The sequence below is a fragment of the Stutzerimonas nosocomialis genome (genome assembly GCF_005876855.1).
In the GTDB taxonomy this organism is placed as follows: domain Bacteria; phylum Pseudomonadota; class Gammaproteobacteria; order Pseudomonadales; family Pseudomonadaceae; genus Stutzerimonas; species Stutzerimonas nosocomialis.
In genome coordinates this window covers 127,460-149,696 of sequence record NZ_QLAE01000007.1, presented here as the reverse complement: position 1 = coordinate 149,696, position 22,237 = coordinate 127,460, and the positions used below count along the sequence as shown (strand labels likewise).

19 protein-coding genes are annotated in these 22,237 nt (G+C 64.2%); 10 read left to right on the top strand and 9 right to left on the bottom strand.

Annotated elements, in window-relative coordinates; all coding sequences use genetic code 11:
• Positions 1-11 precede the first annotated feature (11 nt).
• The 6 genes from DN824_RS06575 to DN824_RS06550 form a co-directional block, all read right to left on the bottom strand.
• Positions 12-1,250, bottom strand: a complete 1,239-nt coding sequence (locus tag DN824_RS06575) for an oligosaccharide flippase family protein (RefSeq protein ID WP_138407548.1) — start codon at positions 1,248-1,250, stop codon at positions 12-14.
• 3 nt (positions 1,251-1,253) lie between these two features.
• Positions 1,254-2,441, bottom strand: coding sequence for a polysaccharide pyruvyl transferase family protein (locus DN824_RS06570; protein ID WP_138407547.1), 1,188 nt, complete (start codon positions 2,439-2,441; stop codon positions 1,254-1,256).
• 40 nt (positions 2,442-2,481) lie between these two features.
• On the bottom strand, positions 2,482-3,555 hold the full coding sequence (locus tag DN824_RS06565) for a glycoside hydrolase family 5 protein (protein ID WP_138407546.1): 1,074 nt from the start codon (positions 3,553-3,555) through the stop codon (positions 2,482-2,484).
• A 267-nt stretch (positions 3,556-3,822) separates the two neighbouring features.
• Complete coding sequence (locus tag DN824_RS06560) at positions 3,823-6,036, bottom strand: polysaccharide biosynthesis tyrosine autokinase (protein ID WP_138407545.1); 2,214 nt, start codon at positions 6,034-6,036, stop codon at positions 3,823-3,825.
• A gap of 17 nt (positions 6,037-6,053) precedes the next feature.
• On the bottom strand, positions 6,054-6,491 hold the full coding sequence (locus tag DN824_RS06555; RefSeq protein WP_138407544.1) for a low molecular weight protein-tyrosine-phosphatase: 438 nt from the start codon (positions 6,489-6,491) through the stop codon (positions 6,054-6,056).
• Between the two features lie 165 nt (positions 6,492-6,656).
• The gene (locus tag DN824_RS06550; protein ID WP_138407543.1) at positions 6,657-8,090 is read right to left on the bottom strand and encodes an undecaprenyl-phosphate glucose phosphotransferase; all 1,434 of its coding nucleotides are present in this window, start codon (positions 8,088-8,090) and stop codon (positions 6,657-6,659) included.
• A 351-nt stretch (positions 8,091-8,441) separates the two neighbouring features.
• Here DN824_RS06550 and yegS point away from each other — a divergent pair, with 351 nt between their 5' ends.
• From yegS to DN824_RS06535, 3 genes are all read left to right on the top strand, one after another.
• A complete protein-coding gene (gene yegS / locus DN824_RS06545; protein WP_138407542.1) occupies positions 8,442-9,368 on the top strand; it encodes a lipid kinase YegS in 927 nt (308 codons plus the stop codon).
• A 151-nt stretch (positions 9,369-9,519) separates the two neighbouring features.
• Complete coding sequence (locus tag DN824_RS06540) at positions 9,520-10,452, top strand: chemotaxis protein CheV (RefSeq protein ID WP_138407541.1); 933 nt, start codon at positions 9,520-9,522, stop codon at positions 10,450-10,452.
• 54 nt (positions 10,453-10,506) lie between these two features.
• Positions 10,507-11,310 (top strand): MOSC domain-containing protein, encoded by an 804-nt coding sequence (locus DN824_RS06535; RefSeq protein ID WP_138407540.1) that lies wholly within the window; start codon positions 10,507-10,509, stop codon positions 11,308-11,310.
• A 24-nt stretch (positions 11,311-11,334) separates the two neighbouring features.
• Here DN824_RS06535 and DN824_RS06530 read toward each other — a convergent pair whose 3' ends face one another.
• Positions 11,335-13,260: a transglycosylase SLT domain-containing protein gene (locus tag DN824_RS06530; protein WP_138407539.1), complete on the bottom strand. Its 1,926-nt coding sequence runs from the start codon at positions 13,258-13,260 to the stop codon at positions 11,335-11,337.
• A gap of 228 nt (positions 13,261-13,488) precedes the next feature.
• On the opposite strand from DN824_RS06530, the gene DN824_RS06525 reads away from it, so the two are divergent.
• The gene (locus DN824_RS06525; protein WP_138407538.1) at positions 13,489-15,405 is read left to right on the top strand and encodes an ATP-binding cassette domain-containing protein; all 1,917 of its coding nucleotides are present in this window, start codon (positions 13,489-13,491) and stop codon (positions 15,403-15,405) included.
• Between the two features lie 28 nt (positions 15,406-15,433).
• A complete protein-coding gene (locus tag DN824_RS06520) occupies positions 15,434-16,126 on the top strand; it encodes a DUF6901 family protein (protein WP_138407537.1) in 693 nt (230 codons plus the stop codon).
• A 39-nt stretch (positions 16,127-16,165) separates the two neighbouring features.
• Here DN824_RS06520 and DN824_RS06515 read toward each other — a convergent pair whose 3' ends face one another.
• The gene (locus tag DN824_RS06515) at positions 16,166-16,606 is read right to left on the bottom strand and encodes a universal stress protein (protein ID WP_138407536.1); all 441 of its coding nucleotides are present in this window, start codon (positions 16,604-16,606) and stop codon (positions 16,166-16,168) included.
• Positions 16,607-16,865: 259 nt separating this feature from the next.
• Here DN824_RS06515 and DN824_RS06510 point away from each other — a divergent pair, with 259 nt between their 5' ends.
• Genes DN824_RS06510 through DN824_RS06500 form a run of 3 tightly spaced genes read left to right on the top strand, consistent with a single transcriptional unit; the run spans position 16,866 to position 18,679 of the window.
• Positions 16,866-17,339 carry an MFS transporter gene (locus DN824_RS06510; RefSeq protein ID WP_138407535.1) on the top strand — a complete coding sequence of 158 codons (474 nt, stop codon included), beginning with the start codon at positions 16,866-16,868 and terminating at the stop codon, positions 17,337-17,339.
• A 42-nt stretch (positions 17,340-17,381) separates the two neighbouring features.
• Positions 17,382-18,164, top strand: coding sequence for a class II glutamine amidotransferase (locus DN824_RS06505; RefSeq protein ID WP_138407534.1), 783 nt, complete (start codon positions 17,382-17,384; stop codon positions 18,162-18,164).
• On the top strand, positions 18,158-18,679 hold the full coding sequence (locus DN824_RS06500; protein ID WP_138407533.1) for a DUF2937 family protein: 522 nt from the start codon (positions 18,158-18,160) through the stop codon (positions 18,677-18,679). Before DN824_RS06505 ends, DN824_RS06500 begins: the two co-directional genes overlap by 7 nt.
• Positions 18,680-18,745: 66 nt before the next feature.
• On the opposite strand, the gene DN824_RS06495 is transcribed toward DN824_RS06500, so the two are convergent.
• A complete protein-coding gene (locus DN824_RS06495) occupies positions 18,746-19,075 on the bottom strand; it encodes a YnfA family protein (protein WP_138407532.1) in 330 nt (109 codons plus the stop codon).
• A gap of 193 nt (positions 19,076-19,268) precedes the next feature.
• Here DN824_RS06495 and DN824_RS06490 point away from each other — a divergent pair, with 193 nt between their 5' ends.
• Complete coding sequence (locus tag DN824_RS06490) at positions 19,269-20,801, top strand: catalase (RefSeq protein ID WP_138407531.1); 1,533 nt, start codon at positions 19,269-19,271, stop codon at positions 20,799-20,801.
• A 166-nt stretch (positions 20,802-20,967) separates the two neighbouring features.
• A complete protein-coding gene (sstT, locus tag DN824_RS06485; RefSeq protein WP_138407530.1) occupies positions 20,968-22,218 on the top strand; it encodes a serine/threonine transporter SstT in 1,251 nt (416 codons plus the stop codon).
• The last annotated feature ends 19 nt before the right edge of the window (positions 22,219-22,237 follow it).

Here is a 22,237-nt window from a genome sequence, read left to right as displayed (position 1 = left end):
GGCCGGTGTAATTAACTGACCCGCTGCGCCCGCTGCTTGCGGAAAATATTGAACACCGCATATCCGTAGATGAGTGTCAGCACGATCATGCCGAGAGTTGACACCCAAGGCGCCGCTTGTATCCCGTGGCTCGGTATAAAAAACCAGTAGCAAAGCACGGTGATCACGCCCGAAGTGATGATCCCGAAGGTGCGCAGGAATCCGGTGCCCAGTGCGATCAGCTGAACGCCCAGGCCCGCGGCGACGAAGCGCGAAGCGGTGAAGCAGGCGAAGGCCAGCCACAGCGTGTTGAGTTCCGCATAGTCGGGGCCCAGGAAGTAGTCGGTGAACAGAGGGCCGATGAACAGAAACGCCAGCGCGAACACCAGGCCCATGCCCACGTACTCGGCGAGAATCCGCATCCCGTAGCGGAACAGCCCGGCGCTCTTGTGATGCAGGCGATGGGCGAAACGCGGGATATGCACGCTGGCGAGCAGCACGCTGAACGGCACCGCGCCCTGGATCAGGCGGGAGCCGGCGAAATAGATCCCTGCGGCTTCGCGGCCGGCCAGGTGGTTGACCAGGATGACGTCGAGCTGGGCGAAGATGTTGGTCGCGCCGCTGTCCACGGCGAAGCTGGTCGAGGACCTGAAACGCTCGGCGAGCACCCGCCAGGAGTTGCGCATGATGCCGCGCAGGTCGAGGATCTTCGACAGCGCCTGCAAGGCCGCCGCGGCATAGATGAGGCGCGAGACGAGAAAGGCCAGGCCGATCACCAGCACATCGTTGCGCGCCAGGATCGCGATCCCGATCAGCACGAAATGCAGCGCGGCGGTCAGGGCCACGATCCTGGTTTCCCGGTGGAACTGGCCGATGCTGCGGAACACCGTCAGCCCCAGGTCCCCGTAGGAAGAGGCGAGCGTGCCGAGCAGAAACAGCACGGCGGCCAGGCGTTCGATCGGTTGCAGGTCGAACACGAAGAGAATCAGCGGGACCAGGATCACGCACGCGGGCACGACCAGCAGCGTCTTGGCCGCCAGGCTCGCCGACATGATTTCTCCCGCGCGCTCGCGCTCGGCGCCGATGTCGCGCAGGGCGCGCATGCCGAAGCCGTAGTCGGTCACCAGGGCCACGATGGTGGACCAGGTGATGACGATGGAGATGAAACCGAAATCGCTAGGCCCGAGGGTCCGGGCCAGGATCAGAAGCGTGCCGAGGGCCACCGCGGTGCGAGCCGCGGTGGTGACCCCCATGAGGGCATGATCGCGCATGCGTCATTCCTGATAAGCGGGCTGTCCCTGGATGAGCGTGGTCATGATGTCTTCCAGAGCCGCGCCGTAGGCGGTCAGCTTGCGCCTGATGATCTCGGCGCTGGCGGCGACCTCCTGGCGCAGTTGCTCCCGGTTCTCGAGATTCTCGAGGACCTTTTGCAGGGCGCTGTCGGTGGACTCGGTCTTCAGGTCGACGACGCGGTGGTAGTCCAGCGACTCGTACAGGCCGGAGAACTTGCGGCTGTAGGCGAGCGGTACCACGGGAACCCCGGCCGAGAAGGCACCGATGGTGGCGTGCATCCGTGCGCCGATGAAGAAATCCAGCCCGCTGATGTAGGACTTCGCCTCGATCGGCCCTTTGAAGCGGGGCGCCAGCTTCAGTTGCGGGTAGCGCTCGCGAAGCGCCTCGGACACGGTGTAGTCGTCTTCCTCGGGGAAGCCGAGAGGAATCACATGGGGCACCAGGTGGACTTCATGGCCCTGGGCGATCAGCGCCTCGATCAGGCGCGAGGTGAGCGCCTCGTAATCGGCCTGCAGGCCGAACTGGTTCGAGCTGCCCTCGTAGCCGCCATGGTGCAGCAGTGCCGAGACACTGATGCCGATCGCCAGCCGGTCGGGCGAACGTTGTTCGGTGCTGCGGGTGAAGGGCAGGGCGAAGGCGACGTCGATCACCTCGTCACGGTTTTCGATGTCCAGGCGCTCCAGGACGCTGAACGACTGGTGGTCGCGGGCGAACACCTTGGTCGACTTCTTCATCACGTAGGCCGAGGCCTTGGCGGCGATGTCCGACTTGAACGGACCGATAGTCTGCGGCGACAGAATCAGCGGTACGTGGCCGGTCAGCGCCATGCCTTTGCTCAGCAGTAGTTTGATCAGGCGCTTGTTGCCATAGATGTCGGAGAAGCTGTCGCCTTCACCGATGTCGAAGATGGCGTCGCAGGAGCGGATCGCGTTGAGCAGCGTCATCGGGCTCTTGAGCAGGGTTTTCTCGTTGAACTCGATGAACTCGTATTTGAAGCGCTCGGTCGAGGGCGGATAGTTGCTTGGACCGGACGAGCCAATGATGAGGAATTCCGGCGTAATCCCTTTTTTGCGCGCGGCTTCGTCGATCAGCAACATGTTGGAGATGCTCAACGCACCTACACCGAGGTTGCCGGAAGAGAACGAATGCCATAGCAAGCCGAATTTCATGTGGGAATAACTCCGTAAATGTCTTTCTTCAACCGTCGCGTCAATCGGGGAAAGGTCCAATCTCGGTGCAACTGTTAGCGAGGTGTTTCTGCATGATCTTCATTTGAGGGCGGTCCTCGCCGTCGCGCGGCTCAAGTGAAAGTTTGTAGGTGCCCCAGCCGGGCCCGGCGGACCAGTACGCACTGGGTACACAGTTGTCGTTGAGGTAGGCGAGCAGGTTATCCATCGCGACTTTCATTTCTTCGTTGTCGTACGGAATTCCGTATTCGCCGAGGAAACCCCTGAGGTTGTGCTTCTTCAGCCATTCGATGAATGGCCGCGCACGATCGACGCCCAGCATGGGATGGATGTTCTTGCTGTTTTCCGGCTCGTACTTGCCGGAGAAATCCGAGTCGAGATAAAGGTGCGCCGAATAGATGAGGTTGTCCGCCGGATCGTCGATCAGAAAATCGGCGTTGTAATGCGGCCAGTGAAAGGCGCTCGCCCAGCGGTCGCCCTCGAGGATGATCGGCGTCTTGCGGTCCACTTCGCGGATGGCGTTGACCGCCGCCTGCGCGGCGCCCGGCCAGAGGCCCTGGGTGCTGTGCGGCTCGTTCATGATGTCGTAGCCGTAGAGCGCGGGGTGGTCCTTGAAGGTCTGCGCGAGTCTGCGCCAGATCTCGGCGTAGGCCTCGTAGGGAACCTCCGGGCTACCGATCAGCTGGTCCTTGTAGCGGCCGTAGTTGTGCATATCCAGAATGATCTTCTGGCCATGGGCCGCGGCGTAGTCCAGGGTTCGTCTCAACAGACGGATCTGGTCGAAGTTCATTCCTTCGCCCAGGTTGTGCTGCACGCGCTCCCAGATAAAGGGGAAGCGGATCAGCCGGATGTTCTTCGAGCTGTAGTACGCGAAATAGCTCTTGTCGGGATAGAAGTAGTTGGTCCCCAACTTGCCGGGAAGGATGTGCGGGGCGAACAAGGCCGCCGACATGTTGATCCCGACCAGGTCGAGACCCGAATGGGTCGCGGCGCGCTGTTCCTGCTGGTCGGCGATGGCCAGGGAACTCGCCAGCGCGGCGGCAAGACCAAGCAGCCGGCGCCATGTGCCAGGTACCTTGTACGTTTGCTTTTCCATATGTCACCTTCGTCGGCAAAGAAAAAGAGGCCGAGGGTCTTGCGTGGCTCGGGAGTTCTTCTTGATACGAGAGGCTTGATGTCGCGTCGCAGACTTGCAAGGGCTCGTTCTGCCGCGACCTAGAGCGGTAACGACGCGCTATGGACAACGTCGCATGGGCCGAAATTCCCTTTATCCACGTCGCTGGGTATGTCCGCTCGCCGTGCTGGTAACCGGTTCACATCCCCGCGCTCCGACGCGCGAACGCATCGGAGAGCGGGGTGACCGTCACTTGGTGGTCTGGTAGTCGTACTGGTAGTACCCGTACTCGCCATAAGTGGAAGCCTTGCGCTCCACGGCGTTGAAGATCACACCCTTGACCAGCAGGCCGTTCTGCTCGAGCCGGCGCTTGGCCGCTTCGATTTCCTTGACGCCATTGAGGCCATAGCGGGTGACCATCAGGGTGGTGCCGGCCTGGCTGCCCACCAGCGCGGCGTCGGTGACCGCGAGGATCGGCGGGGTGTCGAAGATCACCAAGTCGTACATGGTGCTGACTTCGCGCACGAAGCGTGCGAAGTTCTCGTGCATCAGCAGTTCGGACGGGTTGGGCGGCAGCTGACCGTGGCTGATCACGTGCAGGTTGTTCAGCTGGGTCTTCTGGATCGCATCGAACAGCGTGATGCGGCCCGACAGGATGTCCGACAGGCCCTTGTCAGGCTGGCAGCGCATGACCTTGTGCATGTAGCCCTTGCGCATGTCGGCGTCGACCAGCAGCACTTTCTTGCCGGACTGGGCGATGACTGCCGCCAGGTTGGTGGTGACGAACGACTTGCCGACCGCCGGGCTCGGGCCGGTGATCATCAGGACGTTGTTCTTGGCCTCGATCATGGCGAAGTGCAGGCTGGTACGCAGGCTGCGCATCGCTTCGGTGGCCAGGTCCGCCGGATCGGTCACCGAGAGCAGGTAAGAGGCATTGCTCTTGTCGCGCTTGAAGTTGGCCAGACGCTTTTCGATCGCGCCCTGCTTCTCGCTGAACGGGATGGCCGCGTAGACCGGCGTACCGGTGCGCTCGATCTCCTCGGGGTTTTCCACGCCGCGCTTGAGCGCCTCGCGGACATACACGAAGAGCACGGCCAGGATGCCGCCCAGGATGGTGGCGACGATCACTACCAGCGGCTTGTTCGGCTTGACCGGGTTCTCGATGTCGGCGGCCGCGTGGTCGATGATGCGCACGTTACCCACGGTACCGGCACGGATGATGTCCAGTTCCTGGGTCTTGTTCAGCAGCATCGAATAGGTTTCGGAAGTCACCTCGACGTCGCGGTTCAGACGCAGCAGTTCCTGTTGGGTAGAGGGCAGGGTGCCGATCTGCTTTTCCAGGGTTTCCTTCTGCGCTTCGAGCTGGGCGATCTGGTTCATCAGCGACTGGAAGTTGGGGTGCTGGCGCGTGAAGCGACGCTCCATCTCCGTGCGCTTGAGGTTTTGCTCGGAGATCTGCTTTTCCAGGTCGACGATACGGTCGAGTACCGACTGGGTTTCGGCCGTGATGTCCACCGAGCGATTACCGGTCTGGAACTTGTTCAGCGCGGTCTGCGCTTCGTTCAGCTGGGCGCGGATCTGCGGAATCTGGTCGGCGAGGAACTCGAGGCTCTGGGTCGCTTCGGCCGCGTTGCGCGCGACGTTCTGACCGACGTAGCGATTGGCGACTTCCTCGAGCACCAGGACGGCCTTTTCCGGGTCCGGATCTTCCAGCGAGACGCCGATGATGCCCGACTGCTTGCCGCGCTCACCCGCGCTCAGACGCTGCTGATAGTTCTCGGTGGTGTTGTAGGTGCGGTTCTTGATGACCGAGAACGTGGTGCCCGGACGCGCCAGCAGTTCTGCGACGGTGATGCGGTACTCGCCATTCTCGATGGTCTCGCCGACGGTGCCCTGGACGACCACTTCGTTATCGGTGTCGCGCAGGATGAAGCCGTTGTTCTCGGCGGCCTCGAGGGTCAGCTCTTCGCCGTGCATCTTGTCCGGAACCAGCAGTTCGGTGATGCGCAGCTTCTCGCCACCCCAGGCGTAGGAGTCGAACCCGGCCGGGTACCAGCCCAGTTCGCCCTCTTCGGTGGGTTCGAAGCGGCGTGCGACGAAGCCGCCGATCAGCGGGAAGTGATGCGGCTCTGTGACGATGTCAAGGTTGAGCGCCTCGACCGCGGCGCCGACCACGGAGCGCGACTTGAGCAGGGAAATCTCGGTTTCCGCCGGGGAGACCGGCGGGTTGACCTTCACGACGTCGGTCAGGCTCGGCAGGCCGTTCTTCGGCTCGATCTGGATCAGGGCGGTCGCCAGGTATACGGGCGTCGACAACAGCGCGTAAGCGATGCCAAGCGCGGCGAAGAAACCGGTGATGCCGAGAATCAGTCCGCGGTTGTTGAGGAAGGTGTCAAAGAGGTGGGCAAGATCAATATCTTTCTCCTCTTTGTTTTCATAAAGGGGGCGAGGCATGGTAGTCATCGAAGTTCCTTCTTCTACTATTTAAGGTAAGGAAGCCAGCTTTCGACGGACTGGGTCAAAAGGCTGTAGACATGTTCAAAAGCGGGTTTGGATTGGCGATAGGGATCGGGTATTTCCAGATCCTGTTGCCACTTACCAATTAGAAACGTCTTACCATGCACCTCGGGCGCTATCTGGCGGATGTGCTGGATATGACTGTTTTCCATCGCAAGGATCAGATCGGCCTGGTGAAGCATGTCGCTTTCCACCTGGCGCGCACGGTGCGCCGGGTGCTCCAGTCCGTTGTCCTGCAATACTTCATGGGCGGTCTTGTCCATAGGGTTCCCTACTAGTGCGCCTATGCCTGCCGAATGAATCGTCAGGCCTTTTCCCTGGAGTCTGTGACCGAGCAACGCTTCGGCCATCGGACTTCTGCAGATATTCCCGACACAAACGATCAAGATGTTATTGAACATGCTCAGCTCCGCGCCGCGGGTTGGATGAGCCGTCTGTGTCATGGATCGTCAATGAGATAATCACGAGATTCATTTAGTTCCTTTGCGTCCTTCGGGATACTTAGGGCGACTCCGGTTCAATATGCGCCCGCCGGGCAGTTGGCCCGGGAGCGATATAACGAAAGATCAGTACACGTCCTTGTTGAAGAGCAGAGCCGGGACGGTCAAGAACAGGATCTTGAGGTCGAACCACACCGACCAGCGCTCGATGTAGTCCAGGTCGAACTCGACGCGCTTTTCGATCTTTTCGAGCGTGTCGGTTTCGCCGCGGTAGCCATTGATCTGCGCCCAGCCGGTGATCCCGGGCTTGACGCGATGGCGTGCCGAGTATTCGGCCACGGCGTCTTCGAACAGGACGCCGGCTGCCTTGGTGGCGGTGGCGTGGGGGCGGGGGCCTACCATCGACATGCTGCCCAGGAACACGTTGAGCAGTTGCGGCAGCTCGTCCAGGCTGGTCTTGCGGATGAAACGGCCCACTCGGGTGATGCGATCGTCACCGCGGGTGGTCTGGCGCTCGGCGTTGGCGTCGCTCTTGGCGTGGTACATCGAGCGGAACTTGAAGACTTCGATCAGGCGGTTGTTGTAGCCGTAGCGCTTCTGGCGGAACAGCACCGGCCCGGGCGAGTCGAGCTTGATGGCGGCGGCGATGATCAGCATCACCGGGGCGGCGAACAGCAGCGCGATGCTGGAGATGATGATGTCTTCCAGGCGCTTGAACAGCGGCGACCAGCCCCGCAGCGGCAGGTCGGACGCCATCAGCGTCGGCAGGCCCGCCACTTCGGTGATCCGCTTGTTGGCGTGACGGAAGGCGACCATGTCCGGCACCAGCAGCACGTTGACCGGTAGCTTGCGCAGCTCGTTGATCACCTGGCCGATGCGGCTGTCGGCGAACCAGGGGAGGGCGACCAGCACCTGGGAGACCTTCTCTTCGCGAATCATCCGCTCAAGGTCCCGGGTGTTGCCCAGCAGCGGGAGGTCGGCGAGGGTGCTCGGCAGACGTTCGAGGCGGTCGTCGATGAAGCCCAGGACCCCGGTGCGGATGTCCTGGTTGTGCTGCAGGTATTCGGCCACGCGGATGCCGTTGTCGGTGCCGCCGAGAATCACCGCGTTCTGCAGGAACATGCCACGGGCCATCAGGCGGCGGAACAGGGCGAGCATCATCAGGCGCTCGGCGCCGAACAGGATGGTGCTGGCGATGAACCAGAACGCCAGGTGCCCGGCTTCCAGGTAGCTGAACATGCCCATGCCCTGATGCATGAAGATCAGCAGGCTGAAGGCCGCCGCCCAGGCGAGCAGCATGATGCGAAAGCGCAGCAGGGTGCTGAAGACTTCTTCGCTGTAGATGCCCAGGCTCTGGAAGATCACCACGCTGATGATGGCGAAGAAGAAGAGAAAGGCGCTGAACACGCCGCCGGCGGTGATGGTGTCCGGAAGGTACGCCAGCAGCAGGAGGCCGGGCAGGATCGCCGTGAGACCATGGATCAGCCGGACGCTGGCGAGGAAATAATCGACGAAACTCGGATGGGCGTATTCAAGGGTTCCCACAGACTGCAAGCGCATACAAGGCTCCTTCCCCAGCTAACTAGCTAGCTCAATACTCAATTTGAAACGCGGCGGTGCGCGGGCCTGGTGGCGGTGTGCCAGAAGCAACCATCATTCGGACCTCTGCTCCGACCGTCCGCTCCGAAATGAGTTCAGTCCTGCGAAGGCCCCGGAAAGATTTTGTCGAGCGCTCCCACGGTTTCCGAAAACCTTGTTTTAACAGCGGTTTTTCAGGCGTGCCCAGGCGGCGGGGCGACAGCGGATTTGCCGGCCGTCCCCGCGAAGCCCGGCGACCGGCTGGGCGCTGGCGCGACAACTTAAGCGCGTGGCTCGGGTCTGATCGACGTACGGGTCAACGTAGGAACGGTAATGAGCGAACCCAAGGCGTTATTGGTGCTGCATGGCAAGCAGGCCCTCAACGACGATGTGCGTCTGGCGGTGGAAGAGCGGCGCAAGCTGGGCTGGGACCTTGCCGTGAGGGTGACCTGGGAGGCTGGCGACAGTCAGCGCATCGTCCGCGAGGCCCTAGCGGCGGGATACCCCACGATCATTGCGGGAGGCGGGGACGGCACCCTGCGGGACGTCGCCGAGGCGCTGGTGCTGGAGCAGGCCGAGGCGAGCCTGGCGATCATGCCGCTCGGAACGGCCAACGACTTCGCCAGGGCCGCGGGAATCTCCCTGCAGCCCGATGAGGCGCTGGCCCTGCTCGACGAGCCGGCGGTGCCGGTCGATGTGGGCGAGGTCAATGGCCAGGTCTTCCTTAATATGGCTACGGGCGGTTTCGGCTCCCGGGTGACGGCCAATACCTCCGAGGATCTGAAGAAGGTGCTCGGCGGCGGCGCGTACCTGCTCACCGGGCTCACGCGCTTCGCCGAGGTCAGTTCGGCCTGGGGCCATTTCCGCGCTCCCGGTTTCGAATGGCAGGGCGATTTCCTCGCGCTCGGTATCGGCAATGGCCGGCAGGCGGGCGGCGGCCAGCTGCTGTGCCCGCATGCGCAGATAGACGATGGGCTGCTGGACGTCTGCATCGTGCCCGCGCCGGCCGACGCGGTGGGCACCTTGAGCACCCTGCTCAACGGTGGGCTGCGCGGCCTCGAGTCCGTTTCGATCAACACCCGTGTGCCCTGGATCGAACTGGATGCACCCGAAGCCATCGACATCAACCTCGATGGCGAGCCGACCGCCGCCGAGGCCCTGCGGATCTCGCTGCGCCAACACGCGCTGCGTGTGCACCTGCCACCGGGGTGTCCGCTGCTCCTGGCCCATCCGGACCCGGTCGCGCCGGCGGATGAATGAAGGGTGATTCGCCGGAGGGATGGCCCCGTCTGCCGTCGATCGGGATGATGGCGTTGTGCTAGCTTAGGTTCCTTCAAATCCTGTCGATAACGGTTCAAGAGCGGCCCCCGGCCGCCGATATGTCGTTGTCCCGATTATTTAGGAGCCTGAAATGGCCGGTATTCTCGATTCGGTCGATCAACGCACGCAGCTGGTGGGCGAGAATCGACTGGAAATCCTCATGTTCCGCCTCTCGGGACGTCAGCAGTTCGCGATCAACGTGTTCAAGGTCCAGGAAGTGGTGCAGCTGCCCAAGCTGACCCTGATGCCCCATCGGCATCGCTACGTCTGCGGCGTGATCAACCTGCGCGGGCAGACCCTGCCGGTGATCGACCTGTCCCAGGCGATCGGCCTGCGGCCGCTGGTTCCCGATGAACGCAGCACCATCATCGTCACCGAGTACAACCGCTCGGTGCAGGCGTTCCTGGTGGGCGGCGTCGACCGCATCCTCAACCTGAACTGGGAGTCGATCCTGCCGCCGCCGGGCAGCGCCGGTCGCCAGCATTACCTGACCGCGATCACCAAGGTGGAAGACCAGCTGGTCGAGATCATCGACGTGGAAAAGGTGCTGGCCGAGATCGTGCCCTACAACACCAAGATTCCCGCCGAGCATCTGGCCGACCCGGTGCTCAAGCGCGCCCATGGCCGCGAAGTCCTGCTGGTGGACGACTCCTCGGTGGCACTGGCGCAGCTGCGCGAGACGCTCACCCAGCTCGGCCTGAAGATGCATACCGCCAGCGACGGCCTTAAGGGCCTGCAGATGCTCAAGGGCTGGGCCGACCAGGGCGAGGTGCTGAGCGAGAAGCTGTTGATGGTCTTCACCGACGCCGAGATGCCAGAGATGGACGGCTACCGCCTGACCACCGAGATTCGCAACGACCCGCGCCTGCGCGATCTGTACGTGGTGCTGCACACTTCGCTGTCGGGCAGCTTCAACCAGGCCATGGTGCAGAAGGTCGGCTGCAATGACTTCCTCTCCAAGTTCCAGCCTGAAAAGCTCGCCCAGGTGATCCGCGACCGGCTGTTGCTCGATCAGGCCAGCTGATCGATTCCTGAGGTATGCTGCTGCGCTTCCGTTCGACCAGACGAGGCGCAGCCCGTGCACCTTTGCTCCCTGTATCGCTTCCCTCTCAAATCCTCCGCTGCCGAGCCGTTGCAGCGTGCCGATGTCGAACGCATCGGGCTGGCCGGCGACCGTCGATGGATGGTGGTCGATGCCGCCACGGGGGCCTTCATCACCCAGCGACTGGTGCCGTCGATGGCGCTGCTCACCGCCCGCTGGGTCGGCGAAGACGCGTTGCGCCTGCAGGCGCCGGGCATGCCGGACCTGCTGGCCGAGGTGCCGCCGGCGGGCGCTGAACTGCGCGGGGTACGTATCTGGCGTGAAAGCGCGCTGATGCCCGATGCCGGCGACGATGCCGCGCAATGGCTGAGCGCATCGCTCGGCCGCGCCTGCCGGCTGGTCTACCTGCCGCGGGAGCGGGCCATTCAGGTCGATACCGGCTATGCCTCCCCGGGCGAGCGCACCGCGTTCACCGACGGGTTTCCCTTCCTGCTGATCGGCCAGGCGTCGCTGGACGATCTGTCGCGACGCGTCGGTCGTGCACTGCCGATGACGCGCTTTCGCCCCAATCTCGTGGTCAGCGGAGCCGAAGCCTATGCCGAAGATCAATGGCGACGGATTCGGATCGGCACGCTCGAGTTTCGCGTCGTGAAACCCTGCTCACGCTGCATCATCACGACGATCGATCCGCTGTCGGGCCTGCGTGGCGAAGACCGCGAACCGCTCGCGACGCTGCAGACCTATCGCAAGGGCGAGGGCGGGGTGTTTTTCGGGCAGAACCTGATCGCCGAGGGCGAGGGGGAGCTGGCCGTCGGCATGCCGGTCGAGATTCTCGACTGAGCATGCCGCGCGGCTGCGCTGGGGTCAGCGGGCGTCGAAGTAGCGCTCGTGCCATTCAACCAGGGGTTGCGGCGCGTTGAGTTTCTGCCCGTAGATCACTGCATAGGACAGCACGTTGTGCACGTACTGGCGGGTTTCGTCGAACGGGATGCTCTCGGCCCAGACGTCGAACGACAGGTGCTCGGCGCCGCGCAGCCACTGCCTGACGCGCCCCGGGCCGGCGTTGTAGGCGGCCGAGGCGAGCACCCGGTTGCCGTTGAATTGCCCGTAGACCTGGCTCAGGTAGGCGGCGCCGAGCTGGATATTGGTGTCCGGGTTCAGGACCTGCTGCGGTGAGGCCAGCGGAATGCTGAAGCGGCGGGCGGTTTCCTTGGCCGTGGCCGGCATCAGCTGCATCAGGCCGGTGGCGCCAGCGCCCGAGCGGGCATCGGCCATGAACGCGCTTTCCTGGCGGGTGATGGCGAACACCCAGCTGGGGTGCAGGTCGCGCTTCTTCGCTTCGCGCACCAGCGTCCCCCGATGCGCCATCGGAAAGCGGACGTCCAGGTCGTCCCAGTACTGCGCCTGGCTGATGGTGCGGATGGCCGGGAAATACCACTCCATGTCATAGGCCAGCCGCGCCTGGGCCACCATCTCGTCGCGGTTGAAATGCCGGCTCACGTGATACCACTCGCGGCGTCCGTCGACGATCTGGCCGCGCGCGTGGAATTCCAGCGCCCGGCGGATGCCGGGGGTGTTGCGAACCTTCTCCATCACCGACTTGCTCAGCGCGAGGGGCTGGTGGTTGAGCTTGTAGGGCGCCTGGATCCGGTCGGCGGCGAGGAAGCCATAGAAGTCGCGCTCCCTGGCCACCGGCTGGTACAGCTGGGCGATCTGCGGGTCTTTGGGCTTCGCCAACTCGAGGCTGCGCGCTTTCCAGTAGCGCCAGCGGCTGGTCTCGGCCAGCTCCTGGGGAAAGCGCTGGATCAGCGCATGGGCTTCGTCCCAGCGCCCCAGGCGCAGCAGCAGCCGGGCGCGCCATTCGCTGACCGTGTTGTCGCGCAGGTCCGGGTCATAGGTGGCCATCACCGGCAGGGCCCGTTCGTCGAACCGCCGGGCGAAGGTCAGGCCGATCTGACGGGCGATCGCGACCTTTTCGTCGCTCGAGAACTTCATCCGGGCCGCATAGCTTTCCAGCATGCCCAGTGCCTTTTCAGGGTCCTGGCGGGCCAGCCGGCGCAGGCCGATGCCGACCACGTCGCCCATGGCCTCGCTGGCCGGCGAGAAACGGTTGGTCTGGCTGAGCATCTGCGGCTTCTGCGCCACCTCGATCATCAGCTTCGCCTGCGACTCCAGGGTCGTCAGGCGTCTGGAAAGAAAGGTGGCCAGGCTGTAGTTCCCGGCCTCGACGGCCAGCCGGGCGCGCTTCCAGATGCGCTCTTCGGTGAGCTGCCCTTCGGCGGCCCAGCGATCGAACAGGTTGTCGCAGGCATCGGGTTGCGATTTGCCGACCAGCCATAGCCGCTCGGCGGTGGCGAATCCTTCGCTGAGCTGCCCGTGGCTGAGCTGGTATTGCCCGTAGAGGCAGTCGAGTTCGGTGAAATTGAGCTTGGGGTCGTAGTACTTGACGAACGGCTGCCAGTCGCCACGCTGGGCCAGCAGGCGCAGCCAGCGCAGCTTCATCCAGCTGGCCTGGGGCAGGTCGCCATGGTCGGTGAGGAAGCGATCGACCTCGGCGTTGCTCGCCGTCTTCAGCCGTGCGGTCAGGTCGTCATAGGCCAGGTAGGGTGTCAGCGGGTAGTCGCGCAGAAGACTGGCGTATCGGGTGTACGGCCCCCGGTCGCCCTTGGCCAGCGCGTTCTTGGCTTCATCGTAGTACTGGCGCTGCTGGCTGAGTGTGGCGGCATGCGAGCTGAGGGAGGCGGCTGAGAAAAACAGGCAAACAACGAAGCAGGACAGTCGACCGCGCATGATACTTCCGAAGGACGGGGACATTGAGGGGGTTGCCGGTAGCTTAGCGTGCCCGTCCAGGCAGCGGAACGAGAGGAAAAGTCCGGACACCATTGAAAGCCATACTTCCGACGAGCGTAGCAGGGCAGCGGTGTTCGGCCGGTCCGAAGCGCCTGCCGAAAGCCTCGTCGGCGCCCGTTGGGGCGGTGTCCTTCTGCTAGAATGCGCGCCCTGTTTCCGGAGGTACCCATGACGCTGCTCAAGTTCACCGATGTGTCTCTCGCCTATGGCACCACCCCCCTGCTGGATCAGGTGTCCTGGCAGATCGCCCGGGGCGAGCGGGTGTGCATCATCGGGCGCAACGGTACCGGCAAATCGAGCCTGTTGCGCCTGGTCAAGGGCGACCAGGGCGCCGACGATGGCGAGATCTGGAAGGCGCCGGGGCTGAAGATCGGCGAGCTGCCCCAGGAATTGCCCCGCGCCGACGATCGCACCGTGTTCGACGTCGTCGCCGAAGGCCTGGCCGGGGTGGGCGAGCTGCTCGCCGAGTACCACCACCTGAGCCAGAACATCAAGGACGAGGCCGATCTCGACAAGCTCATGCACGTGCAGCAGGCCCTGGAGGCCAAGGATGGCTGGCGCCTGCAGCAACTGGTGGAGAGCACCCTGAGCCGCCTGCAGCTGCCGGCCGAGAAGACCCTGGCCGAGCTGTCCGGTGGCTGGCGTCGGCGCGTGCTGCTGGCGCAGGCGCTGGTGTCCGAGCCGGATCTGCTGCTGCTGGACGAGCCGACCAACCATCTGGATATCGGTGCGATCGCCTGGCTGGAAGAGGCGCTGATGGGCTTCAACGGCGCGGTCCTGTTCATCACCCACGACCGTGCCTTCCTGCAGAACCTGGCGACACGCATTCTCGAACTCGACCGGGGCCACCTGATCGACTGGGCGGGCGACTACGCCAGCTTCCTGGTCCACAAGGAGCAGCAGCTCGCCGCCGAGGAAACCGCCAGCGCCTTGTTCGACAAGAAGCTCGCCCAGGAAGAGGTCTGGATTCGTCAGGGCATCAAGGCCCGGCGCACCCGCAACGAAGGGCGCGTGCGCGCGCTGAAGGCGATGCGTGCCGAGCGCAGCGAGCGACGCGAACGCCAGGGCAAGGCGACCTTCCAGATCGAGACCGCGGAGAAATCCGGCAAGCAGGTGATCGTCGCCGAGCACGTCGACTTCCGTCATCCCGGTGGCGAACTGCTGATCCACGACTTTTCCCTGGTTCTGCAGCGTGGCGACCGTATCGGCCTGCTGGGCGCCAACGGCACGGGCAAGACGACACTGCTCAAGCTGCTGCTCGGCGACCTGCAGCCCACCGCGGGTACCATCGAGACCGGCACCAAGCTCGAAGTGGCATATTTTGACCAGCTGCGTCACCAGCTCGAGCCCGAGAAGACGGTTATCGACAACATGGCCGAGGGCCGTGAGTTCATCACCATCGATGGCCAGAACCGCCACGTACTGAGCTACCTGGGCGACTTCCTGTTCAGTCCCCAGCGTGCCCGCACCCCCGTCAAGGCGCTGTCTGGAGGCGAACGGGCACGGCTTTTGCTCGCCAAGCTCTTCAGCAAGCCAGCCAACCTGCTCGTGCTGGACGAGCCGACCAACGACCTGGACGTCGAAACGCTCGAGTTGCTCGAGGAAGTGCTGCTGGGGTTCCAGGGCACGGTGCTGATGGTCAGCCACGACCGTGCCTTCCTGGACAACGTGGTCACCAGCACGCTGGTGTTCGAGGGCGAGGGGCGGGTCCGCGAGTACGTGGGGGGTTACCAGGATTGGCTGCGCCAGGGCGGGTCGCCGCGACTGCTGGGTGTCGGGGAGCAGAAGGACAGCAAGGCCGCGCCTGTCGCCAAGTCGGCGGCCGAAGCGCCCGCACCTGCCGCCGCCGCGTCCGAGCCTGCCGCGCGCAAGAAGCTCAGCTACAAACTGCAACGTGAACTCGACGCATTACCCGGGCTCATCGATGCGGCGGAGCGGAATATCGAGGCGCTTCAGGCGCAGATCTCCGACCCCGCCTTCTATCAACAATCCGCCGACCAGACCAGTGAGGTGCTGTCTCGTCTGGAAGGCCAGCAAGAGGAACTCGATCGCCTGCTGGAGCGTTGGGCCGAACTCGAAGAGTGAGCGCCCCGACCAGGGTGATCGGCACGAGATGGCTATCGACTATCGCATCACCCTGGACGATCAACACGAGTTTCACTACCGGATACAGCTCGAGCGCGGCTACGACGAGCGCGCCGCGGCCGAAGCCCCCCGCTGGACGCGGCTCGAACACCAGCAGTGCAGCAATTGCCCGCTATCGAGAGAAAAATTCAGCCACTGCCCCGCGGCGCTGGATCTGCAGCGGGTGATCGAGGATTTTCATGGCCTTGCGGCCGTACACAAGGCGCACGTGTGGATCCGCACCCCCGAGCGTGAATACAGCAAGCAGGTCGGACTGGACGAAGGGCTGCGCTCGCTGCTGGGCGTGATCATGGCGACCAGTGCCTGTCCGTTGCTGACGAGGCTCAAGCCCATGGCCCAGCAACACCTGCCTTTCGCCAGCAATCAGGAGTTCGTGCTGCGCTCGATTTCCCTCTACCTGGCGCGGCAGTACTTCAACATGCGCGAAGGACGGCATGCCGACTGGGAGCTTCGGGGGCTGGTGCGCTTGTTCCAGCAGCTGCAGCTGGTCAACCAGGCGTTCTGGCAGCGCATCCACGAAACCTGCAGTGCCGACTCCAACCTGAAGGCCTTCCTGGCGTTCTTCTCGATGGCGACGAGCCTGACCTATTCCCTGGAAACCCAGCTGCAGAAGATCAGGCCACTGGTGATGAGCGCCGGCGAAGGGGGCGACGGCGACTAGAGGAGGGCGCTGGCGCCTGTGGCAGGCGCCAGCGAAGGGTCATTCGGTGCGATTGAGGCGCACGGCCAGCACGTCGCAGGGCGCTCCGTGGAGAATGTCATTGGCGGTGGAGCCGAGCAGCAGCGCCAGCCCGTGGCGGCCGTGGCTGCCGACGACGACCAGGTCGCAGCCCTGTTCCTTGACCAGCCGGTGGATTTCCTGGCGCGGCTGGCCGTAAGCCAGGAAGCGCTGTTCCGGGCTCAGGCTCGGGTAGTGGCTGGCGAAGCCGTCGAGCCGTTCGCGGGCCTGATCGAACTGCTGCTGTTGCAGCATCGAAAGGTCCATGGGCACGTCACCGCCGAACGCCATGGCCATCGGCTCGATCACATGCACCAGCGCGAGCCGGGCGCCGCTGGCGGTCGCCAGGTCCTGGGCCCGGGCGACGACCGGATGGCATTCGTCGTTCAAATCGGTTGCGACCAGAAGATACTTGTAAGTCATGATGGCGGCTCCTCCTGAGATGACAGTTGCATCCAGTATGGCATTGCGGCAGTGATTTTAGTCGCCCGGCCCGCGAATCCTTTTCTGTCCTGGTATTTCCCGCGGGAGCCGGCGCGATCTCGTCCGGACGGTTTTCGGCAACCTCGCGCAGGTCGTGCGGCAGGCCTGTTATCATCGCCTTTCGAGTGGCCTGCAGGTGGCGCGCAGCGCGATCCGGTCGCGTCGAGCATCGCTCCGCCTCGGTAGTTGAGAGTCCTACATGCTGATTGCACAAAACGAATACCTGCTGGCCTGGGCCCTTTACGGTGTGGGCGCCCTGGGACTTCTTCTGGTCTGGTTCCGCATGACCCGGCCGCTGTGGCGCTGGCTGCGCGAGCCGCTGCGTCTGGTGGTGGCGGTGCTGCTGTTCACGCCGACCATCGTCGATCCTGCCCGCGAGCTGTTCGCGCCGGCGATCGCCATCACGGCACTGGATGTGCTGTTCAAGATCGGCAACAACGCCTGGCGTGCCGTCGCCGATCTCGCGCTCTACGGCCTGATCGCCTTCGGTCTCTACCTGGCGCTGGTCGCCCTCCGCTGGCCGCTGGAGCGCTGGCTCAGGCAGCGCCGTGGTGACGTCGACGAGGAGCAGGGCGATCCGCGCACCTTGCGCGAGCGCATGGAAGACGATGAATGGGACGAAGGCAGGAGAAGGCCGGGCGGCCGCTCCGTGCGCGCCGAACCGCGTCTGTAGGCATCGGGCAGCAAGATTCTGGTCGAACAGCGGAGGCAAGGCATGTGTGAATTGCTCGGCATGAGCGCCAACGTTCCCACCGATATCGTGTTCAGCTTTACCGGCCTGATGCAGCGCGGCGGCAAGACCGGCCCGCACAAGGACGGCTGGGGCATCGCCTTCTATGAGGGGCGTGGCCTGCGCCTGTTCCAGGACCCGGTGGCGAGCTGCGAATCCGAAGTCGCCAAGATGGTCCAGCACTATCTGATCAAGAGCGAAGTGGTCATCGGCCACATCCGGCAGGCCAATGTCGGCAAGGTCTGCCTGGTCAACACGCACCCCTTCGTGCGCGAACTCTGGGGCCAGCACTGGTGCTTCGCGCACAACGGCCAGCTCGCCGAGTTCCACCCCGCCCGCGGCTTCTACCGTCCGGTGGGCGAAACGGACAGCGAGGCGGCCTTCTGCGACCTGCTCAACCGCATCCGCAGCCGTTTTCCCGAGCCGGTCGAAGGCCACGCGCTGCTCGAGACGCTGATCGAGGCCTGCTCCGAATACCGCAGCCGGGGCGTGTTCAATTGCCTGTTGAGCAACGGGGAATGGCTGTTCAGCTTCTGCAGCACCAAGCTCGCGGAAATCACCCGGCGCTCGCCTTTCGGGCCGGCCCAGCTGCGTGACGCCGAGCTGACGGTGGATTTCCATGCCGAGACCACGCCCAACGACGTAGTCACGGTGCTGGCCACCGAGCCCTTGACCGACAACGAGCGCTGGACCCTTCACCAGCCCGGCGACTGGTCGCTGTGGCGCGGGGGCGAGTGTGTCGCCCGGGGGCAGGTCCCGGCATGCTGAGAAGCTACCTGCGGTTGATGCTGTTCGGTCTCGGGCTGCTGGTCGGGGTGCAGGTGCCCGGTTTCATGGCCGACTACGGCAAGCGCGTCGAGTCTCACCGGATCGAAGCGACCCATAGCCTCGAAGGATTCCAGGACACCGCGCGGCGCTTTTTCGCCGGCGACCTGAATGCCCTCGTCGCGCATTATGCCGACAGCGAGGACCCGGTATTTCGCAGCGACGCCCGCAGCCTGAATGGCCTGTTGCAGCGCAAGGCCCTGCTGGACCGGGAATGGCAGGCGATGCAGTCGCCCTGGTACGCGAAAGCCTGGCATCTGCTCACCGGTGCCGACCGGGCCTTGCTCGAGGAAACCTACAACGGCTATCGCTATCAGGTGCTGCTCGCACCGGATGCCATCGCCTGGGCGCTCTGTTGCGGATTGCTGCTGGCCTGGCTGGCGGAACTGCTGGTGCTGCTGTTCGCCGCCGCCTTCGCGCCTCGTCCCCGTCGCGTCCGGCACCAGGGCGGCCGATAGGCAACCCACCAACGGCTCCGGGGGCTTCGGTTTGGCTACCCGGAGGCGATCCTTATCGAGGAATGATCAGCCGGCGCGCGGCGCGAACATGATGATCAGCATGCCGGCGATCGCCACCAGGCTTCCGAGCACGTCCCAGCCGCTGGGCCGAATGCCATCGACCAGCCACAGCCAGAGCAGCGCCGTCCCGACGTAGACCCCGCCATAAGCCGCGTAGATGCGTCCCGCGCCCTCGGTCGGATGCAGCGTGAGCAGCCAGGCGAAGAGCGCCAAGGCCAGGGCCGCCGGCACCAGCAGCCAGGCGCTCTTGCCGTGCTTGAGCCACAGGTAGGGCAGGTAGCAGCCCACTATCTCGGCAATGGCGGTGAGGCCGAACAGTGCGAATGTCTTGATCATCGGGTGGTGATTCCTGTCGAGCGTTGCAGGGTGCGAGGTGGCATGTCGAAGCCGGGAGCGGTGATGCGGTCGTTCCGGGGCGGGATTGCGGCTCGGTGACGAGCGGGGCGCAGCCGGCGTTCGTCGGAGAGTCAGAACCCTTGAGGTCGGGGGATTTCGAAAACGTATCCGTCGATCAGCCTGGAGCCGTCTCATGACCGAAGACAACACGTCCCTCACCAACCGTCAGGGACATCCCGTTCACAACAACCAGAGTCTGCGTAGTGTCGGCGAACGCGGCCCCGCCACGCTAGAGAACTACCAGTTTCTGGAAAAGATCACCCATTTCGACCGCGAACGCATTCCCGAGCGTGTCGTGCACGCACGCGGGACCGCCGCCCATGGCTATTTCGAGGCCTACGGCAAGATCGGCGACGAGCCGGCCACCACCTATACCCGCGCCAAGGTGCTGACCGAGGCGGGCAGCAGGACGCCGGTCTTCCTGCGCTTTTCCACCGTCATCGGCGCCAAGGAATCCCCCGAGACGGCCCGCGATCCCCGCGGCTTCGCGATCAAGTTCTATACCGTCGAAGGCAACTGGGACCTGGTGGGCAACAACCTGAAGATCTTTTTCATTCGCGATGCGATCAAGTTTCCCGACATGATCCACGCGTTCAAGCCCGACCCGCTGAGCAACCGCCAGGAGCCCTGGCGCTTCTACGATTTCGTCCAGCATCACCCCGAGTCGCTGCACATGGTGACCTGGGTGAAGAGTCCCTGGGGTATTCCGGCCAACTACCGGCACATGGAAGGCTCCAGCGTAAATACCTATAAGCTGGTCAACGCCAAGGGTGAGGCGGTGCTGTGCAAGTTCTCCTTCGGGCCCAGGCTCGGGGTCAAGAACCTGACCAGCGAGCAGGCGGCCGAGATCCAGAAGCATGACGTCGGCCACGCCACCCGCGACCTGTACGACGCGATCGAGCGTGGCGAATACCCCGAGTGGGAAATGTGCGTCCAGATCATGGCCGACGGCGAGCACCCCGAGCTGGACTTCGATCCGCTGGACGACACCAAGCGCTGGCCCGAGGACAGGTTTCCGCTGATGCCGGTGGGGCGCCTGGTGCTCGACCGCAACCCGTCGAACGTCTTCGCCGAGACGGAGCAGGCCGCCTTCGGCACCGGCGTCCTGGTGGACGGCATCGACTTCTCCGATGACAAGATGCTGCAGGGTCGTACGCTGTCCTACTCCGATACGCAGCGCTACCGCGTCGGCCCCAACTACCTCCAGTTGCCGATCAACGCACCCAAGCGCCCGACGGCCACCAACCAGCGTGACGGGCAGATGGCCTTCTACGTGGACACCGGCGGTGAGAATCCCCATGTGAACTACGAGCCGAGCTCGCAGGGTGGACTGAAGGAGTCGCCATACCCCGGCACCGAGCATACTCCCTGGGTCGAGGGCAACCTGGGGCGCTACCAGACGGTCAAGACCGCCGCCGACTACACCCAGGCGGGCGAGCGCTACCGGACCTTCGAGGAGTGGGAGCGCGACGACCTGATCGCCAACCTGGTGGCCGACATGAAGGCCTGTCCGGAAGACATCCAGTTGCGCATGGTCTGGCACTTCTGGCACTGCGACGAGGATTACGGTCGTCGGGTCGCCGAGGGGGCCGGCATCGATCTGGAAAAAGCCCTGATGCTGCCGCCGCTGGAAGGCAAACCGGCGCCGGGCAAGGACCGGAGCTGACGCGTCGTCGTGCTCGCTGACGCCCCGCTTGCGGGGCGTTTTCATTGGGTCGCGTCATTTGGGCGCGGCCGCAGGCTGGGCTTTGCGGCGTCGGCAGCGTAGTATCCGCCGTTTTTTGGCAGGGCAGGAGGGGCCTGTCTGCCAGTCACCAGAGGGATGCACGCCAATGTCTGAAGCGACAAACCCCGTACTTCGCGCCATTACCCGAACCAGTCTGGTGGGCCAGATTCTCGTCGGCCTGGTCGCCGGTTGCCTGTTGGCGCTGATTGCGCCGGGCCTGGCGACATCCGCCAGCCTGGTTGGCGATCTTTTCGTCGCGGCCCTGAAAGCGGTGGCGCCCATCCTGGTGTTCGTGCTGGTGATGTCGTCGCTGGCCAACCACAAGCGTGGTCAGCCGACCCACATCAAGCCGATCATGCTGCTCTATGCGCTGGGCACGCTGAGCGCTGCCGTGGTCGCGGTGCTCGCGAGCTTCGCCTTCCCGTCGAGCCTGGTGCTGGTCAGCCAGGCCACCGACGTGGCGCCGCCGGAAGGCATTTCCGCGGTCTTGCGCACGCTGCTCTTCAGCGTTGCCGACAACCCCGTGTCGGCGCTGCTCAATGCCAACTTCATCGGCATCCTGGCCTGGGCGATAGGGCTCGGCTTCGCCTTCCGCCACGCCAGCGACAGCAGCCGCGCGCTGATCGGCGACCTCTCGGCCGGTGTGTCGCTGATCGTGAGGGTGGTTATCCGTTTCGCGCCGCTGGGGGTGTTCGGCCTGGTCGCCGGCGCCCTGGCCGAATCCGGCTTCGACGCGCTGCTGGGTTACCTGCACCTTCTGGTGGTGCTGGTCGGCTGCATGCTGTTCGTCGCCCTGGTGATGAACCCGCTGATCGTCTTCTGGAAGATCCGCCGCAACCCGTACCCGCTGGTCTTCACCTGCCTGCGTGAAAGCGGCCTGACGGCGTTCTTCACCCGCAGCTCGGCGGCCAACATTCCGGTGAACCTGCAGCTGTGCCAGCGCCTTGGCCTGCACGAGGACACCTATTCGGTCTCCATTCCGCTGGGTGCGACCATCAACATGGCGGGCGCGGCGATCACCATCACCGTGCTGACTCTGGCGGCGGTGCACACTCTGGGCGTGGCGGTCGATATTCCTTCGGCGCTGCTGCTGAGCCTGGTGGCCGCGGTCTGCGCCTGCGGCGCGTCGGGCGTGGCCGGCGGCTCGCTGCTGCTGATTCCGCTGGCATGCAGCCTGTTCGGCATTTCCAATGAACTGGCGATGCAGGTGGTGGCGGTCGGTTTCATCATCGGCATCGTTCAGGACTCGGCCGAGACGGCGCTCAACTCGTCGACCGACGTGCTGTTCACCGCGGCATCCTGCATTGCCCATGGCGACTACGATCCGCTGCCGCAGGGCGAGACCGATCGCGTATGACGACATCGAGTCCGGGCCA